At 69.8% G+C, this 21,041-nt stretch carries 22 protein-coding genes and 2 pseudogenes; 12 read left to right on the forward strand and 12 right to left on the reverse strand.

Going from position 1 to position 21,041, the window contains the following annotated elements; genetic code table 11:
* On the forward strand, window positions 1-642 hold a 642-nt coding region (locus ABFX45_RS43430), incomplete at its 5' end, for an ROK family protein (protein ID WP_346136951.1).
* Window positions 643-778: 136 nt separating this feature from the next.
* On the forward strand, window positions 779-1,102 hold the full coding sequence (locus ABFX45_RS43435; protein ID WP_112227498.1) for a LuxR C-terminal-related transcriptional regulator: 324 nt from the start codon (window positions 779-781) through the stop codon (window positions 1,100-1,102).
* Between the two features lie 49 nt (window positions 1,103-1,151).
* Here ABFX45_RS43435 and ABFX45_RS43440 read toward each other — a convergent pair whose 3' ends face one another.
* The gene (locus tag ABFX45_RS43440; RefSeq protein WP_346136953.1) at window positions 1,152-3,305 is read right to left on the reverse strand and encodes an Ig-like domain-containing protein; all 2,154 of its coding nucleotides are present in this window, start codon (window positions 3,303-3,305) and stop codon (window positions 1,152-1,154) included.
* Between the two features lie 174 nt (window positions 3,306-3,479).
* Window positions 3,480-4,106: a response regulator gene (locus tag ABFX45_RS43445; protein ID WP_109636561.1), complete on the reverse strand. Its 627-nt coding sequence runs from the start codon at window positions 4,104-4,106 to the stop codon at window positions 3,480-3,482.
* Window positions 4,107-4,377: 271 nt separating this feature from the next.
* On the opposite strand from ABFX45_RS43445, the gene ABFX45_RS43450 reads away from it, so the two are divergent.
* On the forward strand, window positions 4,378-4,551 hold the full coding sequence (locus ABFX45_RS43450) for a hypothetical protein (protein WP_170166467.1): 174 nt from the start codon (window positions 4,378-4,380) through the stop codon (window positions 4,549-4,551).
* 121 nt (window positions 4,552-4,672) lie between these two features.
* Here ABFX45_RS43450 and ABFX45_RS43455 read toward each other — a convergent pair whose 3' ends face one another.
* Complete coding sequence (locus tag ABFX45_RS43455; protein WP_346136956.1) at window positions 4,673-5,158, reverse strand: hypothetical protein; 486 nt, start codon at window positions 5,156-5,158, stop codon at window positions 4,673-4,675.
* Window positions 5,159-5,240: 82 nt separating this feature from the next.
* Complete coding sequence (locus tag ABFX45_RS43460) at window positions 5,241-5,957, reverse strand: spermidine synthase (RefSeq protein WP_346136958.1); 717 nt, start codon at window positions 5,955-5,957, stop codon at window positions 5,241-5,243.
* 180 nt (window positions 5,958-6,137) lie between these two features.
* Here ABFX45_RS43460 and ABFX45_RS43465 point away from each other — a divergent pair, with 180 nt between their 5' ends.
* Genes ABFX45_RS43465 through ABFX45_RS43475 form a run of 3 tightly spaced genes read left to right on the forward strand, consistent with a single transcriptional unit; the run spans window position 6,138 to window position 9,347 of the window.
* A complete protein-coding gene (locus ABFX45_RS43465) occupies window positions 6,138-6,641 on the forward strand; it encodes a hypothetical protein (protein ID WP_346136960.1) in 504 nt (167 codons plus the stop codon).
* A 5-nt stretch (window positions 6,642-6,646) separates the two neighbouring features.
* Window positions 6,647-7,912, forward strand: coding sequence for an ATP-grasp domain-containing protein (locus tag ABFX45_RS43470; RefSeq protein WP_346136962.1), 1,266 nt, complete (start codon window positions 6,647-6,649; stop codon window positions 7,910-7,912).
* Window positions 7,905-9,347: a pyridoxal phosphate-dependent decarboxylase family protein gene (locus ABFX45_RS43475; RefSeq protein ID WP_346136964.1), complete on the forward strand. Its 1,443-nt coding sequence runs from the start codon at window positions 7,905-7,907 to the stop codon at window positions 9,345-9,347. Before ABFX45_RS43470 ends, ABFX45_RS43475 begins: the two co-directional genes overlap by 8 nt.
* Here ABFX45_RS43475 and ABFX45_RS43480 read toward each other — a convergent pair.
* Window positions 9,334-9,510, reverse strand: a pseudogene (locus ABFX45_RS43480) (AMP-binding protein); the annotation flags it as partial. The gene ABFX45_RS43475 and the pseudogene ABFX45_RS43480 overlap by 14 nt on opposite strands.
* Window positions 9,511-9,599: 89 nt before the next feature.
* On the opposite strand from ABFX45_RS43480, the gene ABFX45_RS43485 reads away from it, so the two are divergent.
* Window positions 9,600-9,692: a helix-turn-helix domain-containing protein gene (locus tag ABFX45_RS43485; protein WP_346136966.1), complete on the forward strand. Its 93-nt coding sequence runs from the start codon at window positions 9,600-9,602 to the stop codon at window positions 9,690-9,692.
* A 7-nt stretch (window positions 9,693-9,699) separates the two neighbouring features.
* On the opposite strand, the gene ABFX45_RS43490 is transcribed toward ABFX45_RS43485, so the two are convergent.
* A complete protein-coding gene (locus ABFX45_RS43490; RefSeq protein ID WP_346136968.1) occupies window positions 9,700-10,647 on the reverse strand; it encodes an AraC family transcriptional regulator ligand-binding domain-containing protein in 948 nt (315 codons plus the stop codon).
* Between the two features lie 214 nt (window positions 10,648-10,861).
* Here ABFX45_RS43490 and ABFX45_RS43495 point away from each other — a divergent pair.
* Together ABFX45_RS43495 and ABFX45_RS43500 are read left to right on the forward strand one after the other, a co-directional pair.
* Window positions 10,862-10,966, forward strand: a pseudogene (locus ABFX45_RS43495) (SDR family NAD(P)-dependent oxidoreductase); the annotation flags it as partial.
* A gap of 5 nt (window positions 10,967-10,971) precedes the next feature.
* Entirely contained in the window at window positions 10,972-11,616 is a 645-nt protein-coding gene (locus tag ABFX45_RS43500) for an AMP-binding protein (RefSeq protein WP_346136970.1), read from the forward strand.
* A 26-nt stretch (window positions 11,617-11,642) separates the two neighbouring features.
* Here the strand turns inward: ABFX45_RS43500 and ABFX45_RS43505 are convergent, their stop codons facing one another.
* The 6 genes from ABFX45_RS43505 to ABFX45_RS43530 form a co-directional block, all read right to left on the reverse strand.
* Window positions 11,643-12,293 carry a response regulator gene (locus ABFX45_RS43505; protein ID WP_346136972.1) on the reverse strand — a complete coding sequence of 217 codons (651 nt, stop codon included), beginning with the start codon at window positions 12,291-12,293 and terminating at the stop codon, window positions 11,643-11,645.
* Window positions 12,290-13,432, reverse strand: a complete 1,143-nt coding sequence (locus tag ABFX45_RS43510; protein ID WP_346136974.1) for a sensor histidine kinase — start codon at window positions 13,430-13,432, stop codon at window positions 12,290-12,292. Before ABFX45_RS43510 ends, ABFX45_RS43505 begins: the two co-directional genes overlap by 4 nt.
* On the reverse strand, window positions 13,429-14,250 hold the full coding sequence (locus ABFX45_RS43515; RefSeq protein WP_346136976.1) for a CPBP family intramembrane glutamic endopeptidase: 822 nt from the start codon (window positions 14,248-14,250) through the stop codon (window positions 13,429-13,431). Before ABFX45_RS43515 ends, ABFX45_RS43510 begins: the two co-directional genes overlap by 4 nt.
* A gap of 98 nt (window positions 14,251-14,348) precedes the next feature.
* Window positions 14,349-14,504, reverse strand: a complete 156-nt coding sequence (locus tag ABFX45_RS43520; protein WP_170154927.1) for a hypothetical protein — start codon at window positions 14,502-14,504, stop codon at window positions 14,349-14,351.
* A gap of 72 nt (window positions 14,505-14,576) precedes the next feature.
* Complete coding sequence (locus tag ABFX45_RS43525; protein ID WP_346136979.1) at window positions 14,577-17,579, reverse strand: substrate-binding domain-containing protein; 3,003 nt, start codon at window positions 17,577-17,579, stop codon at window positions 14,577-14,579.
* A 102-nt stretch (window positions 17,580-17,681) separates the two neighbouring features.
* The gene (locus ABFX45_RS43530; protein ID WP_346136981.1) at window positions 17,682-18,557 is read right to left on the reverse strand and encodes a thiamine pyrophosphate-dependent enzyme; all 876 of its coding nucleotides are present in this window, start codon (window positions 18,555-18,557) and stop codon (window positions 17,682-17,684) included.
* 199 nt (window positions 18,558-18,756) lie between these two features.
* Here ABFX45_RS43530 and ABFX45_RS43535 point away from each other — a divergent pair, with 199 nt between their 5' ends.
* The 3 genes from ABFX45_RS43535 to ABFX45_RS43545 all read left to right on the forward strand — a co-directional run bounded on the left by ABFX45_RS43535 (window position 18,757) and on the right by ABFX45_RS43545 (window position 21,030).
* Window positions 18,757-19,941, forward strand: coding sequence for a trypsin-like serine protease (locus ABFX45_RS43535; protein ID WP_346136983.1), 1,185 nt, complete (start codon window positions 18,757-18,759; stop codon window positions 19,939-19,941).
* A 70-nt stretch (window positions 19,942-20,011) separates the two neighbouring features.
* Complete coding sequence (locus ABFX45_RS43540; RefSeq protein ID WP_346136985.1) at window positions 20,012-20,548, forward strand: NADPH-dependent FMN reductase; 537 nt, start codon at window positions 20,012-20,014, stop codon at window positions 20,546-20,548.
* A 5-nt stretch (window positions 20,549-20,553) separates the two neighbouring features.
* On the forward strand, window positions 20,554-21,030 hold the full coding sequence (locus ABFX45_RS43545; protein WP_233442155.1) for a flavin reductase family protein: 477 nt from the start codon (window positions 20,554-20,556) through the stop codon (window positions 21,028-21,030).
* Window positions 21,031-21,041 lie beyond the last annotated feature (11 nt).

Consider the following 21,041-nt stretch of genomic DNA (forward strand, 5'->3'; position numbering starts at 1 on the left):
CCGGACGTGCGGCACATGATCGTGGTGAAGGCGGCGACCGGCATCGGCGCCGGGCTGATCAGCAACGGTGTGCTGCACCGCGGCGCGGCGGGCGCGGCGGGGGACCTGGGGCACATCAGGGTGCCCGATCGGGTCGAGCCGCTGGGGGCGCTGTGCCGCTGCGGCAACACCGACTGCCTGGAAGCCGTCGCTGCCGGCCCCGCGGTGGCGGCGAAGCTGCGGGAGCTGGGACATCCCGCGCACTCGACGGCCGACGTGGTCAGCCTGGTCCGTTCCGGCAACCTCGAGGCCGGCCGGGTCGTGCGGCAGGCGGGCAGGGACATCGGCGAGGTGCTCGCGGGCTGCGTGAGCATGTTCAACCCGTCGCTCGTGGTCATCGGCGGGCTGCTGGCGGACGCGGGCGAGATGCTGCTGGCGGGCGTGCGCGAGTCGATCTACCGACGCTCGCTCCCGCTGGCCACGGAGAACCTGCGGATAGTCGCGTCGAGCGCCGGCGTGACGGCCGGGGCGCTGGGTGCGGCGGCGATGGTGGTGAGGCACGTGTTGTCGCCGGAGGTGCTGGACGCGCGGCTCGGTCAGGTCGCCGCCGGTGGCTCCACGGGTGAGGTGCAGCTGTCTTCTCGTGCCACCAGGGTGAACTGATTACAGAGCTGGCCGTCCCCTCACGGCGGCGCAACGACGAGTAATGGCGATGCTCATCCTTAAGGCACGTGGGCTTTGACAGCAAAGTTCTAACTTTTGATTGACAGCAGCCAATAGTCACGCCTACCGTCGCCTCATGACTGCGACCCGCGTAACACCGGGGCACCTGACCGTGGTCGCGGTGCCGCGCCCCAGACGTGAGCGCCCCAGCGGCGATCACATCGTGGCCGTGGGCAAAGAGCCCACAGCGGCGACCCGGCGCCTGCTGCGGCTCATGTGCACCGGTGCGACCGACCGTGCGATCGCCCGTGAGCTGGACGTCAGCCTGCGCACCCTCAACCGGCGCATCGCGCGCCTGCAGTCGTTGCTCGGCGTGCAGTCGCGGTTCCAGCTCGGTGTGGTCGCGGCCGAGCTGGAGTGGCTCACGGTGCCCCCGCCGCCGCAAGCGGTGGGGGAGTGAACGGTCAGGGCTCCAGGCCGCCTTCCGCTGACCCGGCTGCTCCCGGACCTCAGGTTCCGTCGGCGCGGACCAGGACGGTGCCTGTGCCGTCGTGGATCATCGCGCCGGTCGGAGCGCTCAACACCAAGGCGAAGGTCTCCTCCGGCTCGGGCACCCTGTCGCTTTCGATGCGGACGCGCACGGCTTTCCGGGTTTCGCCTGGTTGGAAGACCAGGTCCACGCTGAGCGGCCGGTAATCCGAGCCTGCGACGGCGGTGATGTCCGCGGTGATGGCTCGGACACCGACAGGGCCGGTGCTGGGCGCGGTGAGCGAGACGGTGAATTCCGCTTCCACTTTGCCGTTGCCTCGTGGACGCTCACCGACCGCAGGAGCGTCGGAGAGCACCAGTGCGGGAACCACGCTGAGCGTGACTGTCGCTTCCGACGAGGTGTCCGGTCCATCCGAGGCGACGTAGGTGAAGGTGTCCATGCCGGTGAAGCCCGGGCCCGGTGTGTAGGTGAACGAGCCGTCTGCGGCGAGGTCGACCGCGCCGTGGGCGGCTGGTGCGGCCAGCTGTGCGGTCAGTGGATCACCGTCAGCGTCGGTGTCATTGGCCAGGACTCCGGGTGCGGCCACCGCGGACGCGGTGCCCGCGGGGACGACGAAGGCGTCGTCGACGGCGACCGGGGGGTCGTTGGGGATCACCGTGACCGTCACGGTCGCGGTGTTGGACATCGCGTGCGCCGCGACGGTTGCCGGACCGCCGTCGGCGGCGCGGTAGGTGAACGACGTGGTGCCGCTGAAGTCGGGAGCAGGGGTGAACGTCACGCTGTCACCGGAGATCGGGCCGAGTGTCCCCTCGGCAGGCGGGCTGACGATCTCGTAGCTCAGCGGCTCGGGCTGGCCGTCCGGGTCGCTCCCCAGCAACGTGATCGACACGGGGTGGTCCTCCACGGTGGACCGCGACAGATCCGCGGCAGCCGGGATCGCGTTGACCCGGATCTGCCCGCTCGTGGTGAGCTGGCGGCGCGAGGCGTCGGCGGCGTCGAGGGCGCCGTTGTCGGTGAACCGTGCCCGGACCGTGTGCAGGCCAGGCACGGGTGTGCCCAGGTCCTGCGTGAGCTGTGCGGCGGACAGGTTCGGGTGCAGAAGGTTCCCGCCGGACACGACGGGCACGGTGTGCTCCAGCCGCTCGAACGTGCCGTCGGCCAGGACGTCCCACTCGACGACCTGAGCCGTGCCGCCGCTGTCCGCGGCCGTGGCGACCGCCTGCACGGTGGTGCCCTCGTTCACCGATGGCGGTGAACTCGGCTGGGCGCCCGCGAAGCCGATCGACCCGGTCAGCGAGCCGGGGCCGTCGTTGACGACCGCGTTGCCGAGCCGCCACCAGCCGCCGGTGGGCGCGTGGGTGATGGGGTAGTTGCCGTTCTCGTTGCCGAACTGTGCTTCCACGACGTAGTGGCCGCGGCTCGGGAACGCCATCGACACGGTGTAGGGCGTGTTGTCGTCGAGGCCGACATGCTGGGTCGCGGCACTCACGTCGCCGTTGTTGAGCCTGCGCCACCGGATGTTGGCCCGGTCGCAGTCGTCGCTCCCGCCAGTGGTGTCGACGTCGTCGCAGGCGAAGGTGTAGGCGTTCAGCTGACCGGGCGTGAGGTCGGTGGTGGCCTGCGCGGCCGACGTCAGCCGGGGGTGGTCCTCCGACGCAACGCAGTTGGTGTCGTCGACGAACCGTATCGTCGTCGTCATCGCACCACTTCTGTTGCCTGCGCTGTCCACCGCGCGCATCCGGATCGGCACGTCGACCCACTGCTCTTCCGGGATGAATATCCCGCAGACCAACTCGGGCTCGCCGACCGTGATCGGCACCGTGACACGCGATGTCCGCAGACCGCCTGCCGCGGACCCGTAGGTCTGGGCGGTGACGGAACGCGGCGTGGCCGAGCCGCTGCTGTCGGTGTTGTCGTAGTCGGTGTCGGCGCTGACCGCCACGATGCTGACGCCCGGCGCGTGCTGCACCAGCAGCGTCGCGATGAACGGACTGGCGCTCGTGCCGCCGGGCAACTGCTGGGTCTCCGCCCACTGCGCGTTCCCGCTGTTCTGCGCGCCCGCGTTGAGCACCACGGGCGCCACCTGCGCCTGAGCCGTCAGCGGCACAGTGACCACACCGAGGGTGACCGCGCCGACGACCGCGATCCGGAGGCCCTTCCCCACCTGGGTCATCGTCGACTCCCGTCCACACGAGAATCTCAGATGATGCGTCAGCCTTGCCCCAGTTCCAGGGCATGAGCCGAATTGCGGACCAAAGACCCTGGTCACCCAGGTAGGCCGGAGTGAAGCCTCAGCGAACCATCTACACGAAACAGTCGGCTTGTGCCCGGCACCCGGAAACGAGTGTCATCCGGATCGACTTCTGACCAGCAACGCGAGTTGCGTGCGATCGCGCAGGTTCAGCTTCCGCAACGCGCTCGACACGTGGTTCTTCACCGTGCCCTCGGTGATGTGGAGCCGATCGGCGATCTCCTTGTTGCTGGCGCCTACGCCGATCATCCCGGCGATGTCGCGTTCCCTCGCGGACAACAGCTCGGCGCCGGGAAACCCTTGTGCGGGCTGGGTTATCTCCGCGATCAGGCGCGCCGCGACCGGGCTGCCGAGGACCGTCTGCCCCTGCGCGACCTTCCTGATCGCGGCCACCAGGTCGTCCGGTGGTGTGTCCTTCAGCAGGTAGCCGCGGGCCCCTGCCCGCAGTGCGCCGAAGACGTACTCGTCTTCCTCGAACGTCGTCAGCACGAGACAGGCGATCTCGGGGTGCTCGGTGTTCAGCCTGGCCACCAGCTCGACGCCGTCCATCACGGGCATGCGCGCGTCGACCAGCGCCACGTCCGGCTTCACGGCGAGCGCCTGCAGAGCGGCCAGACCGTTCTCGGCTTCCGCGACCACCTCGATGCCCTCCTCGATGTCGAGGAGCTTGCGCAGACCGGCGCGCATGAGGTGCTGGTCGTCGACGATGAGGATTTTGATCATCGGGGCAGCTCCACCTTGATCTCGAAGCCGCTGGCCGCGTTGCGAGCGGTCACGGTGCCGCCCGCAGCCGAGACCCGTTCTTGTGTCCAGGGATCTAAAGGTAATAGACGGGTCCGATGGCGCGCGCTGAGATCGCGATCATCAGGGAGGTGCCGAGAGTAGTCGTCTGACCTGCGACGATGCGACGAATGGCGGCACCGGCACGGCCCGGGGCCGTGATCTAATCGAGCACCTCCGCGGTCGCGGAATTGGGCACTCACAAGGGGATTCCATGACGTTGCGCAGAAATGCCGTCAGGATCACGGCCGGCGCGCTCGCGGCCGGATTCGTGCTCGTCACCCTGGCATCGGGTACGGCAGGCGCCGACACCGTGATCCGCAAGCCCCAGTCGGTGGTCGGACAGGTCGACGCGCCCGACAACAACGTGATCCGCAAGCCGCAGTAGGTCCGACCAAGGTCGGTGTGGTCAGCTCCGGACACACGTGTCCGATGTGGATGCCGCGGGTGATCGTGGTGGCTTCGTCCCGCGCGGGTAAGACGGCGGACTTGAACGAGCCCGCCCCGCCTCACTTCGTCCTGTCGGAGTTCCTGAGGTCCTCGATGATCTGCTGCACGGCCTTCTCGCCGTCACCGTTCACCGGGATCCCGCGGACCGACACCCGCACGTTCCACCGCCCGGCGACGGCGTGCACCGAGAGCCCGCCGCCGCTGGGCTCACTCGCCTTGCACGACTTGGTCCCGGGGTCGAGTGCGCCGCTGGTGCAGAGCATCGGCGTCAGCCGTTCGGACTCCTCCTGGCTCGCGTAGGCGACGAGCCCGAGGCTGAGGACGTCGCGGCCGTCCGAAATGGAGACCTTGCAGCTGTCGGCTACTTCGGAGACGACCTGCGAGACCACGAAGGCCTCGGTGATGACCGCGAGCGGCTCGGGCTTCAGCAGGCCGGGGCAGCCCGACTCGACCTTGGCGGCGAGGCCCGCGGGCACGTCGGTGCCGCAGGCGGCCGCGGTGGCGAGCACGAGTGCCACCACGGCGCTCGCGAACCTGGTTCTCATTTGTTGCCCCATGATGTTTCGGCACGTCCGGCGCCTGCGAGCAGCGCGCGGCGTGAAGTTCACATGCGGAGACCGGGCTGCGTCAATCGCGTTTCGCGAGGAAGACGGTGTTGGTGGAGTTCCTGTCCTGCAGGGGGTTGGGGAAGCTGACGATCTCGGCTCGAACCGCGGTGAAGACCGTGGCGAGCGTGGCGGTGAACTCCTCGTCGGGCGGGTCGTTCGACCACAGCGCGAACACCCCGCCCGGACGCAGCAGGCCGGAGAGGCGCCGCAGTCCTTCTGGCTGGTAGAAGTCGGCGTTGGTCGGGTGCAGCAGGTGCCGTGGCGAGTGGTCGATGTCGACGATGATGGCGTCGAACTGCCTGCCGGGGGTGTCCGGATCGAATCCCTGACCCGAGCGGAGCATGGCGAAGAAGTCACCGTGGACCAGCCGGCACCGCGGATCGGCCGTCAACGCCGTTCCTGCGGGGATGAGTCCCTGCTGGTGCCATTCGATCACTTCGCTGAGAGCGTCGACGACCAGCAGCGAGTCGACGTGCGGGTGCTCCAGCACGGTTTGTGCCGTGTAGCCGAGCCCGAGACCTCCCACCACCACCTGCAGGGGTTCGCGCGGCAGGTCCGCGAGAGCGAGCCGTGCCAGTTCGACCTCGGCGACGGTGAACAGGCTGGACATCAGGAACTCGTCGTTGAGCTTGATCTCGTGGATGTCCTCGCCGCTGCGGGGATCGCGCCGCCGGCGCAGGGTGAGCTCACCCAGCGGCGTCTGGCGCCAGTCGAGTTCCTGGAAACGTGCGCTCATGCGTTGGTCAGCTCCGTGGCGGTGGGAGACAGAGGACGGCTGAGGGGCTTTCAAGCCTTACTCGTTCGGGTGAGAAGTCTTACGGCGTCCGGTTCGTGATCAATACGCTACGGCCGCCGTTCCGGCCTCTCACAAGATCCGGATGTGAACACATTGGCCCACATCGCAAGGTCCTGCCGAGTGCTCGGCGTCGCAGCCGCACTCGTTCCGCTCGCGGTACCCGGTACGCCCGCGCTCGCGGACGCGCCTGCCTCCGTAGTGTGCACGACGACGTCGGACTGGGCGTACTCGCCCGGTGTCGTACTGGTGCCGCGGCCGTTGCGCACGACCGTGAAGGACGAGTACACCTCGTGCACCGGCGTCGGCGGGGCTGTCGCCGTCACCGGGAGCAGCGAGTTCACCGTCGACCGCAGCGCCGGGTGCGTCGAACCGCTCGCCGCTGTGCCGGAGACTCGCGTCATCACCTGGGCGGACGGCACCACCAGCACGTTCTCCTACACCGTCACCGTGACCTCCGTGCCGGGCGCCGACGTGATCACCAAGATCGGCACCATCACCGGCGGCGTGTTCGCCGGGCGGTCCGCCCAGGCCGTGCAGGCGGCTCCGGCGACGGATCTGCTGCGGTGCCTGACGGAAGAAGGAATCACGCACCAGTCCTCAGTCGGCACATTCACCGTCCTTTGACCGCAATGCTGGCCATGAGCGGTGTGCCGCTCGACGAGGGCGCGAGGCTGTTGCGCCGGCATGCTCCCGAGCTGACGTGGCAGGACAGGTCGCCTTTCCTCGGCGCCGTTGCCGCGCCGGCGATCCCGTGGTTGCGCTTCGCCCACCGCGATCACCGGCGCGAGGAAGCCGTTGCCCTTCCGGCGAATCCTCCCGCACCGCGTGGCCTGGCGGTGAGCTTCGCACCCGAGGACGGCATCGGAGCGCACGCCTGGGCGGCCTCCTCGGGTCTGCGGTTGCTCGCCGCGGAGGCCGCTGCGGCGGCCACCGCGGCAGACAAGATCACTTCACTGGAGCTGTTCGCGCGAGCCGGGGCCGACACGCCCCGGACCTGGGTGGTGGAGGAGGAACTGCCCGCCGCCGCAACGGTTCCGCTGGTCGTGCAGCGGCGGCAGAACAACCTCACCGGCAAGGGCACTCGCCTGGTCACGTCGCCGGGACAGCTGGACGACGTGCTGCGCGAGTGGAGCGGTGAGGCGTTGCGGGTCTCGTCCCATGTGGACGGTGTGCCGGTCACCGTGAGCGGCTGCGTGACGCGGCAGGGCACGGTGGTGTCGGCGTTGTCCCATCAGCTGGTCGGGGTTCCCGCGCTCACACCGTACTGGGGTGCGCACTGCGGCAACCAGCTCATCGCCGAGCACGATCTGCCCGCCGGGGTGGCGTCCCGGTGCCGCGAGGTGTGTGCCGCGGTGGGAGACCAGCTGGCTCGGCTGGGTTTCCTGGGTGCCTTCGGGCTCGACCTGCTGGTCACTCCGGACGCGGCCGTGCTGGCGATCGAGATCAACCCGCGGTTCCAGACCGTGGTGTCGCTGGTGCAGGCCCAGGAACGCGCCGCGGGGCTCCTGCCCACGCTCGGTACACACGTGCTCGCCTCACTGCTGCCTTCTGTGGCCGTCGAGGAAGTCCGCACGGCCTGTCTGAAGCTGAGCCAGCTCGTCGTGACCGCCGATCGCACCGGTGTGGTGAGGGACGGCATCACCTCGGGCGTGCATCGGCTGGCGAACGGCAGGCCGCAGCGGTGCGGAGACGGCGATCTCATTGCGTTGCGGCCCGGTGAGGCGTTGCTGTGGGCGCACGCCCATCCCGGCGATCCCGTGCGGCCGGGGGAGGAGCTCGTGCTGCTGCAACTGCCTGGTCACGCCGCGTCCGTGCGAGCGAACCCAGAACTCACCGCAGAGGCGCGCACGTGGATCCGGGCCGTGCGGCACGCTCTGGTGATCGACGATGTCTGACCGGGCGGGATGGATCGACCTGCCGCCGGACCGCATGCGCGAGCTCGGTCACCAGGTGATCGACCTCGTCGTCGACCACCTCACGGGGCTGCGCGAGCAGCCGGTGCGGACCCTCGCGTCGGCGGACGAGCTGCGGCACGTGCTCGACGATCCCGTACCGGAACAGCCGGGCGATCCCGGTGCTCTGGTGGAGTTCCTCACCCGCGAGGTCCTGCCGAGGTCGCTGCGGCTCGGCCACCCCGGCTGCCTGGCGTTCATCCCCAGCGCCAACAACTTCCTCGGCGTTCTCGGCGACCTGCTGGCCTCTGGCTTCAACGTCTCGCCCGGCGCGTGGCCCGTCGGCGCGGGCCCCGCCGCCGTGGAACTGGTCACGGCACGCTGGCTCGCCATCCTGCTCGGCCTGCCGGAGGACGCGGGAGGCCTGTTCACCCCTGGCGGCACGCTGGCCAACCTGACCGCGCTCGCCGGCGCCCGCGACGACCGCCTCGGCTCGGACGCGACCGGCGGAGTGCTCTACTGCTCGGACCAGACGCATCCCGCGGTGCTGCGCGCGTGCCACGTTCTGGGGCTGCGACAGGAGCAGGTGCGGATGCTGCCCGCGATGAGCCCGGACGTGGTGCGACAGGAGGTCCGCGCCGACCGCCGCGCCGGCCTTCGCCCGTTCCTCGTGCTGGCGAACGCGGGAACGACGGGAACCGGCGCGATCGACCCGTTGCCCGCGCTGGCGGCCTTGTGCCGCGAGGAACAGCTGTGGCTGCACGTGGACGGAGCGCACGGTGCCGCCGCGGCACTCACCGAACGCGGCCGGAAGGTGCTGCGCGGGCTGGACGAAGCCGACTCGATCGTGATCGACCCGCACAAGTGGCTGTTCCAGCCGTATGAGATCGGCTGTGTGCTGGTGCGCGATCCCGGTGTGCTGCATCGTGCGTTCACCATCGACAGGTTCCGCGCACATGCGGGCTATCTGGCCATCTCCCGTCCCGCCGAGACGGAGACGAACCTGTCCGACCACGGCGTTCAGTTCACGACCGAGGCCCGTGCGCTGAAACTGTGGTTGTCCCTCAAGGGTTTCGGCGTGGCGGCGTTCCGCGCGGCGATCGACCGCGGACTCGACCACGCGGAGCACGTCGCCGCGCAGATCGCGGACATCCCGGAGCTCGACCTCGTCGCAGGGCCGAGCCTCGGCATCGTGTGCCTGCGCTATCGGCAGGGCACCGACGACGTGCAGGCCGCAATCTGCCGTGAGATCAACGAAAGCGGCGACACACTCATCGCGACGACCACTGTGGACGGCGCGCTGGCGTTGCGGCTGTGCACGATCAACCCGCGCCTCACGCCGGCGGACCTGGACGGCGTGCTCGCCGCGATCGTGCACGCCGGGCGGTCGATCGGACGAGACTCCGCAGTGGACTCTCGGCCCGTCACGCGTTCCTGATCGCGGCGGCCTCGCCGAGATCGAGCATCTGCACGGACTTCTCCCGCATCTCGACCTTGCGGACCTTGCCGGTGACGGTCATCGGGAACTCGTCGACGACCATGACGTAGCGCGGGATCTTGCAGTGGGCGAGTTTCCCGGTGGCGAAGGCGCGGAGGCTCTGACCGCCCGCGAGTACGACGTGCTCCGGCTCGTCGCTGCTGGGCACGCGATCCCGAGATCGGCGCCGAGCTGAACCTGTCGGTCAACACCGTGAAGACCTATCTGCGCACCGTGATGCAGAAGCTCGCCGCCCGGAACCGGGCCCAGCTCATCGCCAACGCCCGCGGGCAGGGCCTGCTCTGACTCCGTTTCACGACGCTCTGCGCGCGTAAGCGCCGGGAGTGGTGCCGGTCCACCTGCGGAACGCGCGGATGAACGTGGCGGCGTCGGCGTAGCCGAGTCGCAGCGCGACCTGCTCGACGCCGAGGCGGTGCAGCGTGATGAGCTCGACAGCGCTGGCGTGCCGGGCTTCGTCGACGAGCCGGCGGAACGAGGTCCCTTCCGCGGCGAGATGCCGGCGCAGCGTGCGAGCCGACAGGTGCAGCCGTGCGGCGATCAGGTTCGCGTCGGTCACGCCTTCGGCGATGATCGCTCGGACGCTCTGTTCGACGCACGGCGAGCAACGTTCGCACAGCAGCGTGCGGCACGCGCGTTCGCACACCGCCATGGTCAGCGGATCTGCTTGGGGCAGAGGCAGGTCCAGCACGGCGGCGTCCGTGATGATCGCGTTGTGCGCCGCGTCGAACAGCACCGTCGCACGCACCGTCTTCTCGTAGTCGGCGGACGGCTTCGGGAGGCTGAGCTCCACGCGCATCGGGGGCGGCGACTCACCCAGGATGGCGCGCAGGATGCCGGACGTGACCGCGATCTCCCGCTCGACCAGGAACGACCTCAGCGCGGTGGGACAACCGAGGTCGTCCACGATCAGGAGGGCCTCGCCGCCGCGCACCTGCAGGCGCAGCTCGGTGACCGCGTAGGTGAGCGGCAGGTAGTGCAGCCCGAACTCGACGGCGCTCCGCACTGTCGGACAGGTCAGCAGGGCGAAACCCCAGATGCCGTAGGAGTGCAACGAAAGCCGCTCGCCGACCGCGAGTCCGAGCCCGGACGCGTTACCGGTCGCGGTGACCAGGTTGGCCGCCACCGCGAGCTCCTGCGCTCCGCTCACCACGGTGTCGCCGTGCAGCATCTCCGGCGAGAGTGCGGTGCCGTGCAGGCAGTCCAGCACGTCGACCCCGTGCTCGGCCCCGACCTCGACCATGGCCCGCACGCCGGCCGTGCCGCGGCGGAACCGGTGCGGTTGGCCGGAAAGGTCAACTCGTCGGCCGCGTCGGCCATCGGACAACACAGTTGATCTCCCTAACCTCGAACCAGGTTGAGGGCGCCGGTGCCCGAATCCGCATCCGACGATAGGGGCGGCCGGGACACCGACCTGCGGCATCACCCGGACGCCGATGATCCGAAAGGAGCACGCCGTGACCCGTACGGTGCTGGTGACAGGCGGAAACCGGGGCATTGGCAGGGCGATCGCCGAGGCGTTCCTCAGCGGTGGTGAGAAGGTGGCGGTGACACACCGCGGCGGTGAGTGCTGCGCTGCGACGCCGACGCGCTCACGAAGCAGCGGGTTCGGCCGGTGGAGCCTCCCGGTGGCAGGCGGCTGGGGAGCTGCGGACCGGTGTCGCCGTCGATCACGCTGGTGGTGGCCGATCCCGGCACGTTGCAGGAATGCGCGGACGGCGAGGCCGGGGAGATCTTCGTGCAGGGCCCGAGCGTCGGCGCCGGCTACTGGAACCGTCCGGACGAGGTGTTCCACGCCGAGCTGCCCGGCAGGCGCGGCACGTTCCTGCGCACCGGTGACACCGGATTCCGGTGGGACGGAGAGCTCTTCGTCACCGGCCGGGCCAAGGAGGTGATCATCGTCGCGGGTGCGAACCACCACCCGCACGAGCTGGAGGCGACCGCGGAGACCGCGCATCCGGCCGTGCTCGCGTGCTGCGTGCTCGGCGTCGACGACGGGCAGCGCGAACAGGTCGTCGCACTGGTGGAGGTGCTGGGTGAGGCCGACGCGGACGAGGTCGCGATGGCGGTGCGCCGGACCGTCCACACCGGACACGGCGTGCGGGTGGACGAGGTGGCGGTGGTTCCGCCTGGCACGTTGCCGCGCAGCTCCAGCGGCAAACTGCTGCGCGCGGGGTGCCGGGACGCCTACACGGCGGGTGCACTCGGCTGAAGATCGCGTCCTGTCGATCACGAGACTCAGGCCACGAGGCCGTGACGGAAGGCGTAGACGACGGCCTGCACGCGATCACGCAGGTCCAGCTTGGTGAGGATGCGCGAGACATGGGTCTTGACGGTCTCGTGGCTGATCACCAGTGCCGCGGCGATCTCGCTGTTCGACAGGCCTTCCGCGATGAGGCGCAACACCTCCAGTTCCCGCGCGGTCAACGGAACGTCGTCCGGACCACCCCCGGCGGGCCGGATGCGTTCGGCGTACCGGCCGACCAGCTGCCGGGTCACCTCGGGCGCCAGCAACGCCGCGCCGGACGCGACCGTGCGGATGCCGTGCAGCAGCTGGGCGGGCGGAGCGTCCTTGAGCAGGAACCCGCTGGCGCCCGCCCGCAACGCCTCGTACACGTACTCGTCGAGGTTGAACGTCGTCACCACGAGCACCTTGGCCGGACGCGCCACACCGGCACCCGCCAGCAGGCGGGTCGCCTCGATGCCGTCCAGCACCGGCATGCGGACGTCCATCACCACGACGTCCGGGTTCAGCTGCCCGGCGAGGTCGACCGCGGCACGTCCGTCGCCGCATTCGCCGACCACCTCGAGGTCGGGCTGGGCGTCGATGATCGTCCCGAAGCCCGTGCGGATCAACGCCTGGTCGTCGCAGACCAGCACCCGGATCACGAGGGACTTCCCGCCGGGATGCGAGCGCGCACGACGAAGCCGTCGTCCCGCCTGCCCGCACTGAACTCGCCGCCGAGCGCGCTGACCCGTTCGCGCAGACCGGCGAGACCCCGTCCGCTGCCACCGGGGGAGACGGACGAACCTGCGCCGTCGGTTCCCACTTCCACCACGATCTCGCTTTCGCCGTGCCGCACGTGCACCGTGGTGCGGCTGCCGTGCGCGTATTTGAGTGCGTTCGTCAACGCCTCCTGAACCACCCGGTATGCCACCACTCTCGCGCTGCCCGCCGGCGGCGCACCCTCCTCGGTGAACTCCACCGGCTGGCCCGCCTTCCTGGTCTGCTCCACCAGCGCGCTCAGCTCGCCGACGGACGGCGTACGCGGATCGGCGTCGTGGTCCGGGTTCAGCAGGTCCAGCAGGTGCCGCAGGTCCGCGATGGACCTGCGGCCGGTGTCGGTGATCGCGGTCAGCGTCTGGTCCAAGCGCTCGGGAGCCGCGGTCAGATACCGCGCCGCCTCGGCCTGCACCACCATCGCCGTCACGTGGTGGGTCACGACGTCGTGCAACTCCCGGGCGATGCGGGTCCGTTCCGCCTGACGGGTCGCCTCGGCCACGTGGCAGCGGCGCTCCTCCTCCGCGGCCTTGTTGAGGCGCAGCCACGCCCCGATCGCCCACGCCGCGGCCAGCGCCAGGTAGAACGTGACGAACCCGGTCACGCCCTCGGCCGACCCCTGCCGGTCGAGCGCGAAGGCCAGCGGCACGTACGCCGCGGAGGCCAGCACCGCGGTGGTGCGGCGGTGGTGGTTCAGGTGCAGGCCCGTGCTCAGCAACGCGATGGGCAGTGCGGTGCCCGCGACCGCGTGGTAGCCGAGGAGCTGGTCGGCCGCGAACCCGGCGGACACCAGTGCGAGACACACGATCGGCCACCGCCTGCGCACCACGAGTGGCAGGCATTCCAGCGCGATCACGGCGATGGCGAGTGCGTCCAGCGGCCGGCCCGGCAGGTCGCCCAGCTGCGTTCCGCGGTTCTGCAGCGCCGGTGTCAGCGAGGCCAGCACGAGTGCGACCGCTATCGGAGCGTCCCGGACCGTGACATCCCAGCAGCGCCACAGATCCGGGACTTGCCGGAGGCTGATCACCCGGCGAGCGTAGCGGCAGGGCGGCGGCGCCGAGGCACGATGGTGCCCCTTCGCTTGGCCAGCCACAGGAACACGACCGTGACCACCACACCCGCCAGCACCGAGTACGCGCTCGCCTCCGGGCCGAACTCGCCGCCGCTGAGCAGCAGCGGACCGGACGTCACACCGTCCAGCAAGCCCTGCGGAGCGTCCTTTCCGGACACGCTCGCGCTGAAGATGCCGCCCTGGGCGAAGTTCCAGCCGAAGTGCACCCCGATGGGCACCCACAGGTTGCGCGTGGCGGCGTAAGCGGCGGCCAGCATGAAGCCGGCCTCGACCGCGATGGCGATCGAGGTCCACAGCGTGGCGTTCGGGTTGAACAGGTGCGCCGCACCGAACAACAAGCCCGTGAGCGCGAGCGAAACCCACGTGCCGAGGTGTTGTTCGACAATGCGGAACAGGATGCCGCGGAAGATCAGCTCCTCCACCACGACGGCCGCGGCCATGAAGCCGAACAACGCCGAAGCGCCCACGAGCGAACCCGGGCCCCGTACCTCGTAACCGCCGAGCAGAGCGATGTTCACGATGACCGCACCGAACATGCCGAGGCCGATCAGCAGTCCCCGCCCGAACGCGGCGCCCGCTCCCTCGACCGCCACCTCGACCGGCGTCCTGCGTTCGGTCCGCCGCACCACCCACGCGTACACGAGCAGCGAAAGCGCTGCCGTCGCCAGACCGAGCACCAGGGTGAGAGGCACGTTCCACTGCACCGCGCCGACGAGCGCGCTGCCGCCGAACGAGACCAGCCCCACCGCTACGAGCTGCCACAACAGTCGCATGACCTGTCCTTCGTGAGATGTCCGTTGCTGTTGCCGGGAACGCTATGGATTCAGCGGTCCGGAATCGTCACCGCGCAGTGGACATCTGCGGGTAGCTCTCACGGGGGACGAACAGCGGCACCGGTCTCCGCACGGATCCGCGCCTCGGTGTCCGAAGTAGACAGTGAGCAGCGGATGATCCGCGCGTCATCGGCGCCGGAGACGAGCTCGTGCTCGCTCACGAACGCGAGCGCCTGCACCGGCCCGGTGTGCATTCGGTGGAGATCAGCAGGCTTCCGTCGGGGACGAACCCGACGGCGCCCGCGATCCACGGACCTCCGGAGAACTCAGCAGCCTCGGTCCAGCAGCCGGCGGACCAGCTCCAGCAGGTCGGCCTCCGCGTACGGCTTGGCGAGCAGGACCGCCCCGTCGTCCAGCCTTTCCTCGGTCGTGTAGCCGGACACGTACAGCACAGCCAGACCAGGCCGGATCCGCTGCACCGTGGCCGCGAGCTCGGGTCCGCCCATCTTCGGCATCACGACATCGGTCACGATGAGATCGATGTCGTCGTGGGTGTCGACGTGCTTCAGCGCATGCAGCCCGTCGCGCGCCTCGATCACCGCGTACCCGGACCGTTCCAGCAGGCGGCGCGTCACGGCGCGAACCTGGCTGTCGTCCTCCACCAGCAGGATGGTTTCCGAGCCAGAGTGAGGTGATTTCCGGGGTGTGGCGCGGGGGAGCGGTGCGGTGGACGTCTGCGCTCGGGGCAGGTACACGGAGACCGTCGTGCCCGCGCCGGGCGAGCTCGTCAGGTGGATCTGGCCGCCGCTCTGCTGCACGATGCCGAACACCGTGGCCAGGCCGAGGCCGGTGCCCTTGCCCGCGGGTTTGGTGGTGAAGTACGGCTCGAAGATCTGAGCCTGGACCGACTCGTCCATGCCGGTGCCGGTATCGCTCACGACGAGCGCGACGTAGTGGCCGGGGCGCACGCCGACGATGCGGCCCGCGTGGCAGGCGTCGAGGAACACGTCGTCCGTCCCGACGCGGAGCACGCCGCCGTCCGGCATCGCGTCACGGGCGTTCGCGGCCAGGTTGAACAGGATCTGCTCGAGCTGTCCGGCGTCCGCCCAGACGTGCGACACGTGTTCGGGCAGGTCCAGGGTCAGCTCCACGTCCTCACCGATCAGGGTGGTCAGCATGGCGCGCACCTTCGTGATCGCCGCGTTGAGGTCCACGCGCTCGGGGTTCAGGACCTGCTGGCGCGTGAACGCGAGCAGCTGGTGGGTCAGGTTCGCCGCGCGCTCACCGGCGTGCCGGATGTCCTCGATCTCCGGCCGCCGTGGATCGTCCGGAGAACTGCGCCGCAAGAACGCCTCGCTGTTGCCGTTGATGACGGTCAGGATGTTGTTGAAGTCGTGGGCGATGCCACCGGTGAGGCGGCCGATCGCCTCCATCTTCTGCGCGTGCCGCAGCCTGGTCTCCAGCCGCTCGCGTTCGGCGATCTCGTCGACCAGTGCCGCGGTGCGCTCCCGCACCCTGTCCTCCAGCTCGGCGTGGGCCAGCTCCAGCGATCGCCGGGCCTGTTCGGCCTCGGCGAGGGCCTGCCGTTCCCGCTCGAGCATCCTGATGCCGCGCAACGCGCCGGCGAGCTGCTGCTGGATCGCTTCGTAGACCCAGCCCGGCATCGGGCCCACCTCGAACAGCACGAACCCCAGCTGCTCCTCGAGTCCGAAGAGCGCGGCGGCCACGAAGCTGCCCGGCTCCGGCCGGTCGATCCGGTGGGGCGTGAGCCGCGTGGACCGGAACGACAGCGCCGTGCGGTCCTGCCGCAGTTCACCGTTCTCGTACGACATCAGCGGGCGCGACCACTCACGGGTCGACTCGTACGTCATCACGTGGCAGCCGGGGATGCCCAGCCTGGGGAGTTCGGCCACCAGTGCGCCGGTGAGCTCGGCGACGTCCCGCGAGACGATCAGCCGCTGGCCGGCCTCGCGCACGGTTTGGTCCTGCCGTTCGTGCAGGAGGTGCTCGAACGTCCGTTCCCGCTCGACCACGTCGGACACCATCAGCTGCACCCGCAGCCACAGGTCCTCGATCGCGCCCGCGTCCGTGCCGCGCTCGAGTGCGAACCGGCGCAGGTAGAACAACGGCGCCCACCACGACTGGGCCGCGCATCCGGCGCGTGCGCTGTCGCGGAGATGCTCCGCGAACAACTCGAGGAAGTCACCGCCGCTGCCTCCTGGCCGGCCGGCGTCGAGGAACAGGCCGGTCAGGCGTTCGGCCCAGCCGTCCGGTAGCACGGCCGACTTCGGACCGAGTCCCTGCCGCAGGTTCGCGGCGACGGCCTCGGCGGTGTCGTGCTCCGGCACGTCGAGATTCCCGTGCGCGGGGGCCGAGCCGCCGTTTCCGGAGGGAATGCAGCCGCACGAGCGACGGACGACGAGCTCGGTGGGAATGATCTCCAGAGCGGGCACCGGCTCACCGCGGACCAACGCGCTCGCGAGGTCGGCGGCCCGGCGTCCCATCTCGTAGAACGGGGCGCGCACCGTCGTCAGAGCCGGCGTTCCCGCGTCGATGTTGACGCGGCGGTGCACGCCTCCCGAGGACTGCCGTGCCGAAGCCTGGTAGCCGAGATCGTTCGAGCGGATGCACGTGTGGTTGTCGTACCCGACGACGGCAACGTCTTCCGGCGTGCGCAGCCCCGCCTCCTGCACGGCGGTCACGACCCCCAGCGCGAACTCGTCGTTGGCGGCGGCGAAGGCGTCCGGCGGTGCCGGGGCCCCGTCGAGGATCTTGGCGACCGCGTCCGCCGCGGCGGCGGGGTCCCAGGACGGTGCCGGCGTGGTCACCAGCTCCGGCTCGACCTGCAGGCCGTGGCGTGTGAGCGCGTCCACGTAGCCCTGGTAGCGGTCCTGGGCGCCGGCGTGTGCCAGCGGGCCGCGGACGAAGCCGATCCGCCGATGGCCGTGCACCTCGATCAGGTGGCTGACAGCCTGGTCCATGCCGCGACGGTTGTCCATCAGCACCGTCGGCCAGTCCGCCAGGTGTGCCTCGACGCTGACGATGGGGATCGGCGCGTAGCGGCCGGCGAACTCGCGCATCGCCGCCTCGCTGATCTGCTGGCTGATTCGCGTCGTCCAGATGACGAGAGCGTCGATCCGATCGGCCGCGATCAGGTCGTAGACCGCGTTCGCCTGCCGTTTGTGGTGGTCCGGGTGGGCCAGCTCGGTGCCCGTGAAGCAGATGAGATCGCAGCCGTTGTCGGCGGCGCCGTCGCTGACGCCCTGCCACTGCTCACCGGCGAGCTCGATGAGCGGGCCTGCCGTGATCATGCCGATGGTGGGCCGCACTGTCTCGCTGTCTCCCGCGAACCTCTCACACCCGGCTGTCGTGCAGCCGGAGCCATCGTCAGATGGTACGCGCGGTGTGGAACACGCGACACCCCGTCACGATCAGTCCGGCCACTCCCAGCTGATGCCGACCACACCGGAGTTCATGCCGCTTGTCGCGACGTGCACCGCGTGATGGGCGTTGAGCATCAGTTCTTTCACCCGATGCCGGTCCACGTACAGATCGGTGCGGAAGTAGTCGTGCACCCGAGAAGGCAGCGCGTCCGGATGAAACCGCACCTCCATCAGGCAGGTGCCCTCCGGCCGGCGAAAAGCGTGCGCGAAGTCGCTTTCGGACTCGGAGGTCGTGGCGTCGTGCAGCTCGTACTCCCACACCCACGTCTCGCCGGACTGGAGCCGTTGCCCGAAGAGCAGTTCAGCGGCCAACGCTCGTCCTTCCCGGTGGCGCAGCAGTCGCCCGACCGCACAGTTGCGCACCGGCACGACGCGGACACGATCGATCGCACAGCCCGGTGCGCCGAAGTAACGCACCACAGTTCTGTCGACGTCGTCCCGCCGGGCGCGGGCGAGGCTCCGGACGGTGACGCGCGACGGGCTGCGGTGCGCGTCCACGGTCACCGCGTGCTCGGAAGTGATCACCTCGAGATTCCAGTCCCGCGCACCGGGGAGCATGTCGAGCAGTTCGCCCATCGGGCCGTGGTACTCGTCCACGCCCTGCTGTGGCCGGAACGGCGTCAGGTGGTGAGTGGCCAGCAGACCCGTCAACGCGTGGCGGGGCAGGCCGAGGATCTCCTCCAGCACGGCGACGGCGCGCAACGAGTTGGGCCGCTGGGGCCGCGCGCGGCCGTGCTGCCAGTCGCTGAGACTGGCCAGCCCGATCTGGATCCCTCGCTCTGCCAGCCGCGACCGCAACCGGTCGAGCGGCAGCCCGCGCTCGCGGATCGCGGTGCGCAACACGAGATGAAACGGTCCGGTCATCGTGCTCCTCGCCGGTCCACCTTACGGCGGTGCGCGACAAGAGGTCCAGACCATCGCCGTGGCGGCGGCGCATCATATTCAGAAGCGCCGCGGGCGGTTAGCCCATCCGCAGCACCGAAGTTTCGGACTTAGATCCGGCCGTTTCGTCCGTTGGACCCTTCAGGGAATTCTCCTTCGACCCATCGAACGTGAGGTTCCCATGCGCGGACTGGTCAAGGGCATGCTGGCGGCGGCCGCCGTCCTGATCCTGACGGGATCGGCGGTCGTGCCGGCGACAGCACAGGAACAGCCCGATCCGTTGACCCCGACCATCATCGGTGGCGTCGATGCCACCGAGAACTACGGCTTCATCGCCTCGATGCAGGGCAACTCCGGCGGTCACTTCTGCGGCGGCGCCCTGATCCGGCCCACCTGGGTGCTGACGGCCAAGCACTGCATGGCCGGCGAGGTCCCGAGCGGGGTGCAGATCAGGATCGGCAGCAACAACCGCAACTCCGGCGGCACGGTGGCCAGGGTCAGGCGCTGGGTGGACCACAGCAACGCGGACACCTCGCTCGTCGAGTTGACGGCGCCGGTCACACACCAGCCGATCTCCATCGCACCGGTCGTCGCGCCCGGTTCGACGGTGCGGCTGCTCGGCTGGGGCGCCACGACGTGCAATCCCGGCGGCGGTTGCGGCGGCACGCCCACCAACCTCAGGCAGGTCGACGTGCCCGTGCTGCCCGACAGTGCCTGCGGCACCGGGCAATGGGTGATCTGCCTGGACAACAAGGACGGCAAGAGCGCCTGTTACGGCGACTCGGGAGGCCCGCTCCTGGTGGGCACACCCGGCAACTGGAGGCTCGGTGGTGACACGTCCGGTGGTCCCGCTGTCTGCGGCACCGCGCGCTTCTACTACGCGGAACTCCAGGGCAGCGTGAACACGTGGATCAACAGCGTCGCCGGCCCTGACGGTCCTCCTCCTGGCAACAACCTCGCACTGAACAAGCCCGCCACGGGTTCGGCCGCCTGCAACGCGAACGAAGGCGCCGCGAAGGCCGTGAACGGCAGCGTCGCCGGTGGCACCACCGACAAGTGGTGCTCGACGGCCGGGACGAAGTCGCTGCAGGTCGACCTCGGCTCCGGCCATGCGCTGAAGAAGCTGGTGGTCAAGCACGCTGGCGCCGGCGGTGAGTCCGCGACGTTCAACACCAGGGACTTCGACCTGGCCGTGTCGGCCGACGGCAGCACCTGGACCACGGTGACGACGGTGCGCGGCAACGCGAGCGGTACCACCGAGCACGCGATCGGCAACAGCGCCAGGCACATCCGTCTCACGGTGGTCACGGGTGCGCAGTCCGGCGGGAACGTTGCCCGCATCTACGAGTTCGAGGCGTACGCGTAGCCGAGGGACAAGCGTGTCCACCTGATGAACACCGTTGACGAAGACGTCCAGCCGCACCGATCTTGGCTGCATGACTCAGATCGGAGTGTTGGTCGGAAATCCGCGCCCGGCCTCGCGCACGTGGCATGCCGCGCTCGCGCTGCGCGATGCCGTGCGACGGGTGCTCAATCTCGGTGTCTCCGGCGCGGGTCCGCTCGTCGACGCGGCGGACCTCGCTCAGGAGGTGTTCGCGCCGGGGGCGGAGAAGGTCCGTGCGGCACTCGCTGAGCTGGCAAAGGCCGACGTGCTCGTCATCGCGACGCCGACGTACAAGGCGACGTACACGGGACTGCTCAAGGCCGTGCTGGATCAGGCACCAGCGGGCTGGTTGCGCGGCAAGATCGTGGTGCCGTTGCAGGTCGCCGCGTCCGACCGCCACGCTCTCGCGGTCGAGCTGCACCTGCGGCCGTTGCTCGTGGAGCTGGGTGGACGTGTTGCAGGACAAGGGATCTTTCTCAACGAGTCGGAACTCGCGAGCACGCCGGAGGAGTTGACCAGCGCCCTCGTGGAGCGGCTCGACGCCGGTGCGTTGAACGCACTCGTCTCGGCGCCGGAGCTCGTGTCGTGAGCACGGTGTCCGAACAACTTCGCACAGCGCTGCGCGGCCATCCGCAGGCGGTCACCATCGTCACCGCGGCGAGCGCGGGCGGGCCTGTCGGAGTGACGGTCAGCTCGTTCGGCTCGGCGAGCCTGCACCCACCTCTGATCGTGGTCTGGATCGGCGAACGCGCGTCCGCGTGGCCAGTGCTGCGCACGGCTCCGTTGTTCGCCGTGCACCTGTTGGGTGCCGAGCAGGCCGAGCTCGCAGACCTGTTCGCCCGCACCGGCGCCGATCGCTTCGGGCCGGACACGGCGTGGGCGCCGGACAGCGACGGCGTGCCCCATCTGCTCGACGCGCCGATCCGGTTGCGCTGCCGTGCTGTTCGCCGGATCGCGGTCGGCGACCACGTCGGGCTCGTCGGCGAACCGGTCGAGATCCAGCACGCCTGCCACGCGAACCCGGCCACGCCGCTCGTCCGCCACCAGGGCCGCTACACCTCAGTCGGCTGATCTCAGCCCTT

The sequence above is a fragment of the Lentzea roselyniae genome (assembly GCF_039537795.1).
GTDB classification, from domain to species: Bacteria; Actinomycetota; Actinomycetes; order Mycobacteriales; family Pseudonocardiaceae; genus Lentzea; species Lentzea atacamensis.

Coding starts and splice junctions, on each gene's coding strand:
- ABFX45_RS43540 (WP_346136985.1), top strand. CDS start 20,012: ATGACTCAGATCGGAGTGTTGGTCGGAAATCCGCGCCCGGCCTCGCGC.
- ABFX45_RS43520 (WP_170154927.1), bottom strand. CDS start 14,504: ATGCACACCGGGCCGGTGCAGGCGCTCGCGTTCGTGAGCGAGCACGAG.
- ABFX45_RS43530 (WP_346136981.1), bottom strand. CDS start 18,557: ATGACCGGACCGTTTCATCTCGTGTTGCGCACCGCGATCCGCGAGCGC.
- ABFX45_RS43535 (WP_346136983.1), top strand. CDS start 18,757: ATGCGCGGACTGGTCAAGGGCATGCTGGCGGCGGCCGCCGTCCTGATC.
- ABFX45_RS43515 (WP_346136976.1), bottom strand. CDS start 14,250: ATGCGACTGTTGTGGCAGCTCGTAGCGGTGGGGCTGGTCTCGTTCGGC.
- ABFX45_RS43435 (WP_112227498.1), top strand. CDS start 779: ATGACTGCGACCCGCGTAACACCGGGGCACCTGACCGTGGTCGCGGTG.
- ABFX45_RS43470 (WP_346136962.1), top strand. CDS start 6,647: ATGCTGGCCATGAGCGGTGTGCCGCTCGACGAGGGCGCGAGGCTGTTG.
- ABFX45_RS43475 (WP_346136964.1), top strand. CDS start 7,905: ATGTCTGACCGGGCGGGATGGATCGACCTGCCGCCGGACCGCATGCGC.
- ABFX45_RS43460 (WP_346136958.1), bottom strand. CDS start 5,957: ATGAGCGCACGTTTCCAGGAACTCGACTGGCGCCAGACGCCGCTGGGT.
- ABFX45_RS43440 (WP_346136953.1), bottom strand. CDS start 3,305: ATGACCCAGGTGGGGAAGGGCCTCCGGATCGCGGTCGTCGGCGCGGTC.
- ABFX45_RS43490 (WP_346136968.1), bottom strand. CDS start 10,647: ATGGTCGAGGTCGGGGCCGAGCACGGGGTCGACGTGCTGGACTGCCTG.
- ABFX45_RS43450 (WP_170166467.1), top strand. CDS start 4,378: ATGACGTTGCGCAGAAATGCCGTCAGGATCACGGCCGGCGCGCTCGCG.
- ABFX45_RS43445 (WP_109636561.1), bottom strand. CDS start 4,106: ATGATCAAAATCCTCATCGTCGACGACCAGCACCTCATGCGCGCCGGT.
- ABFX45_RS43455 (WP_346136956.1), bottom strand. CDS start 5,158: ATGAGAACCAGGTTCGCGAGCGCCGTGGTGGCACTCGTGCTCGCCACC.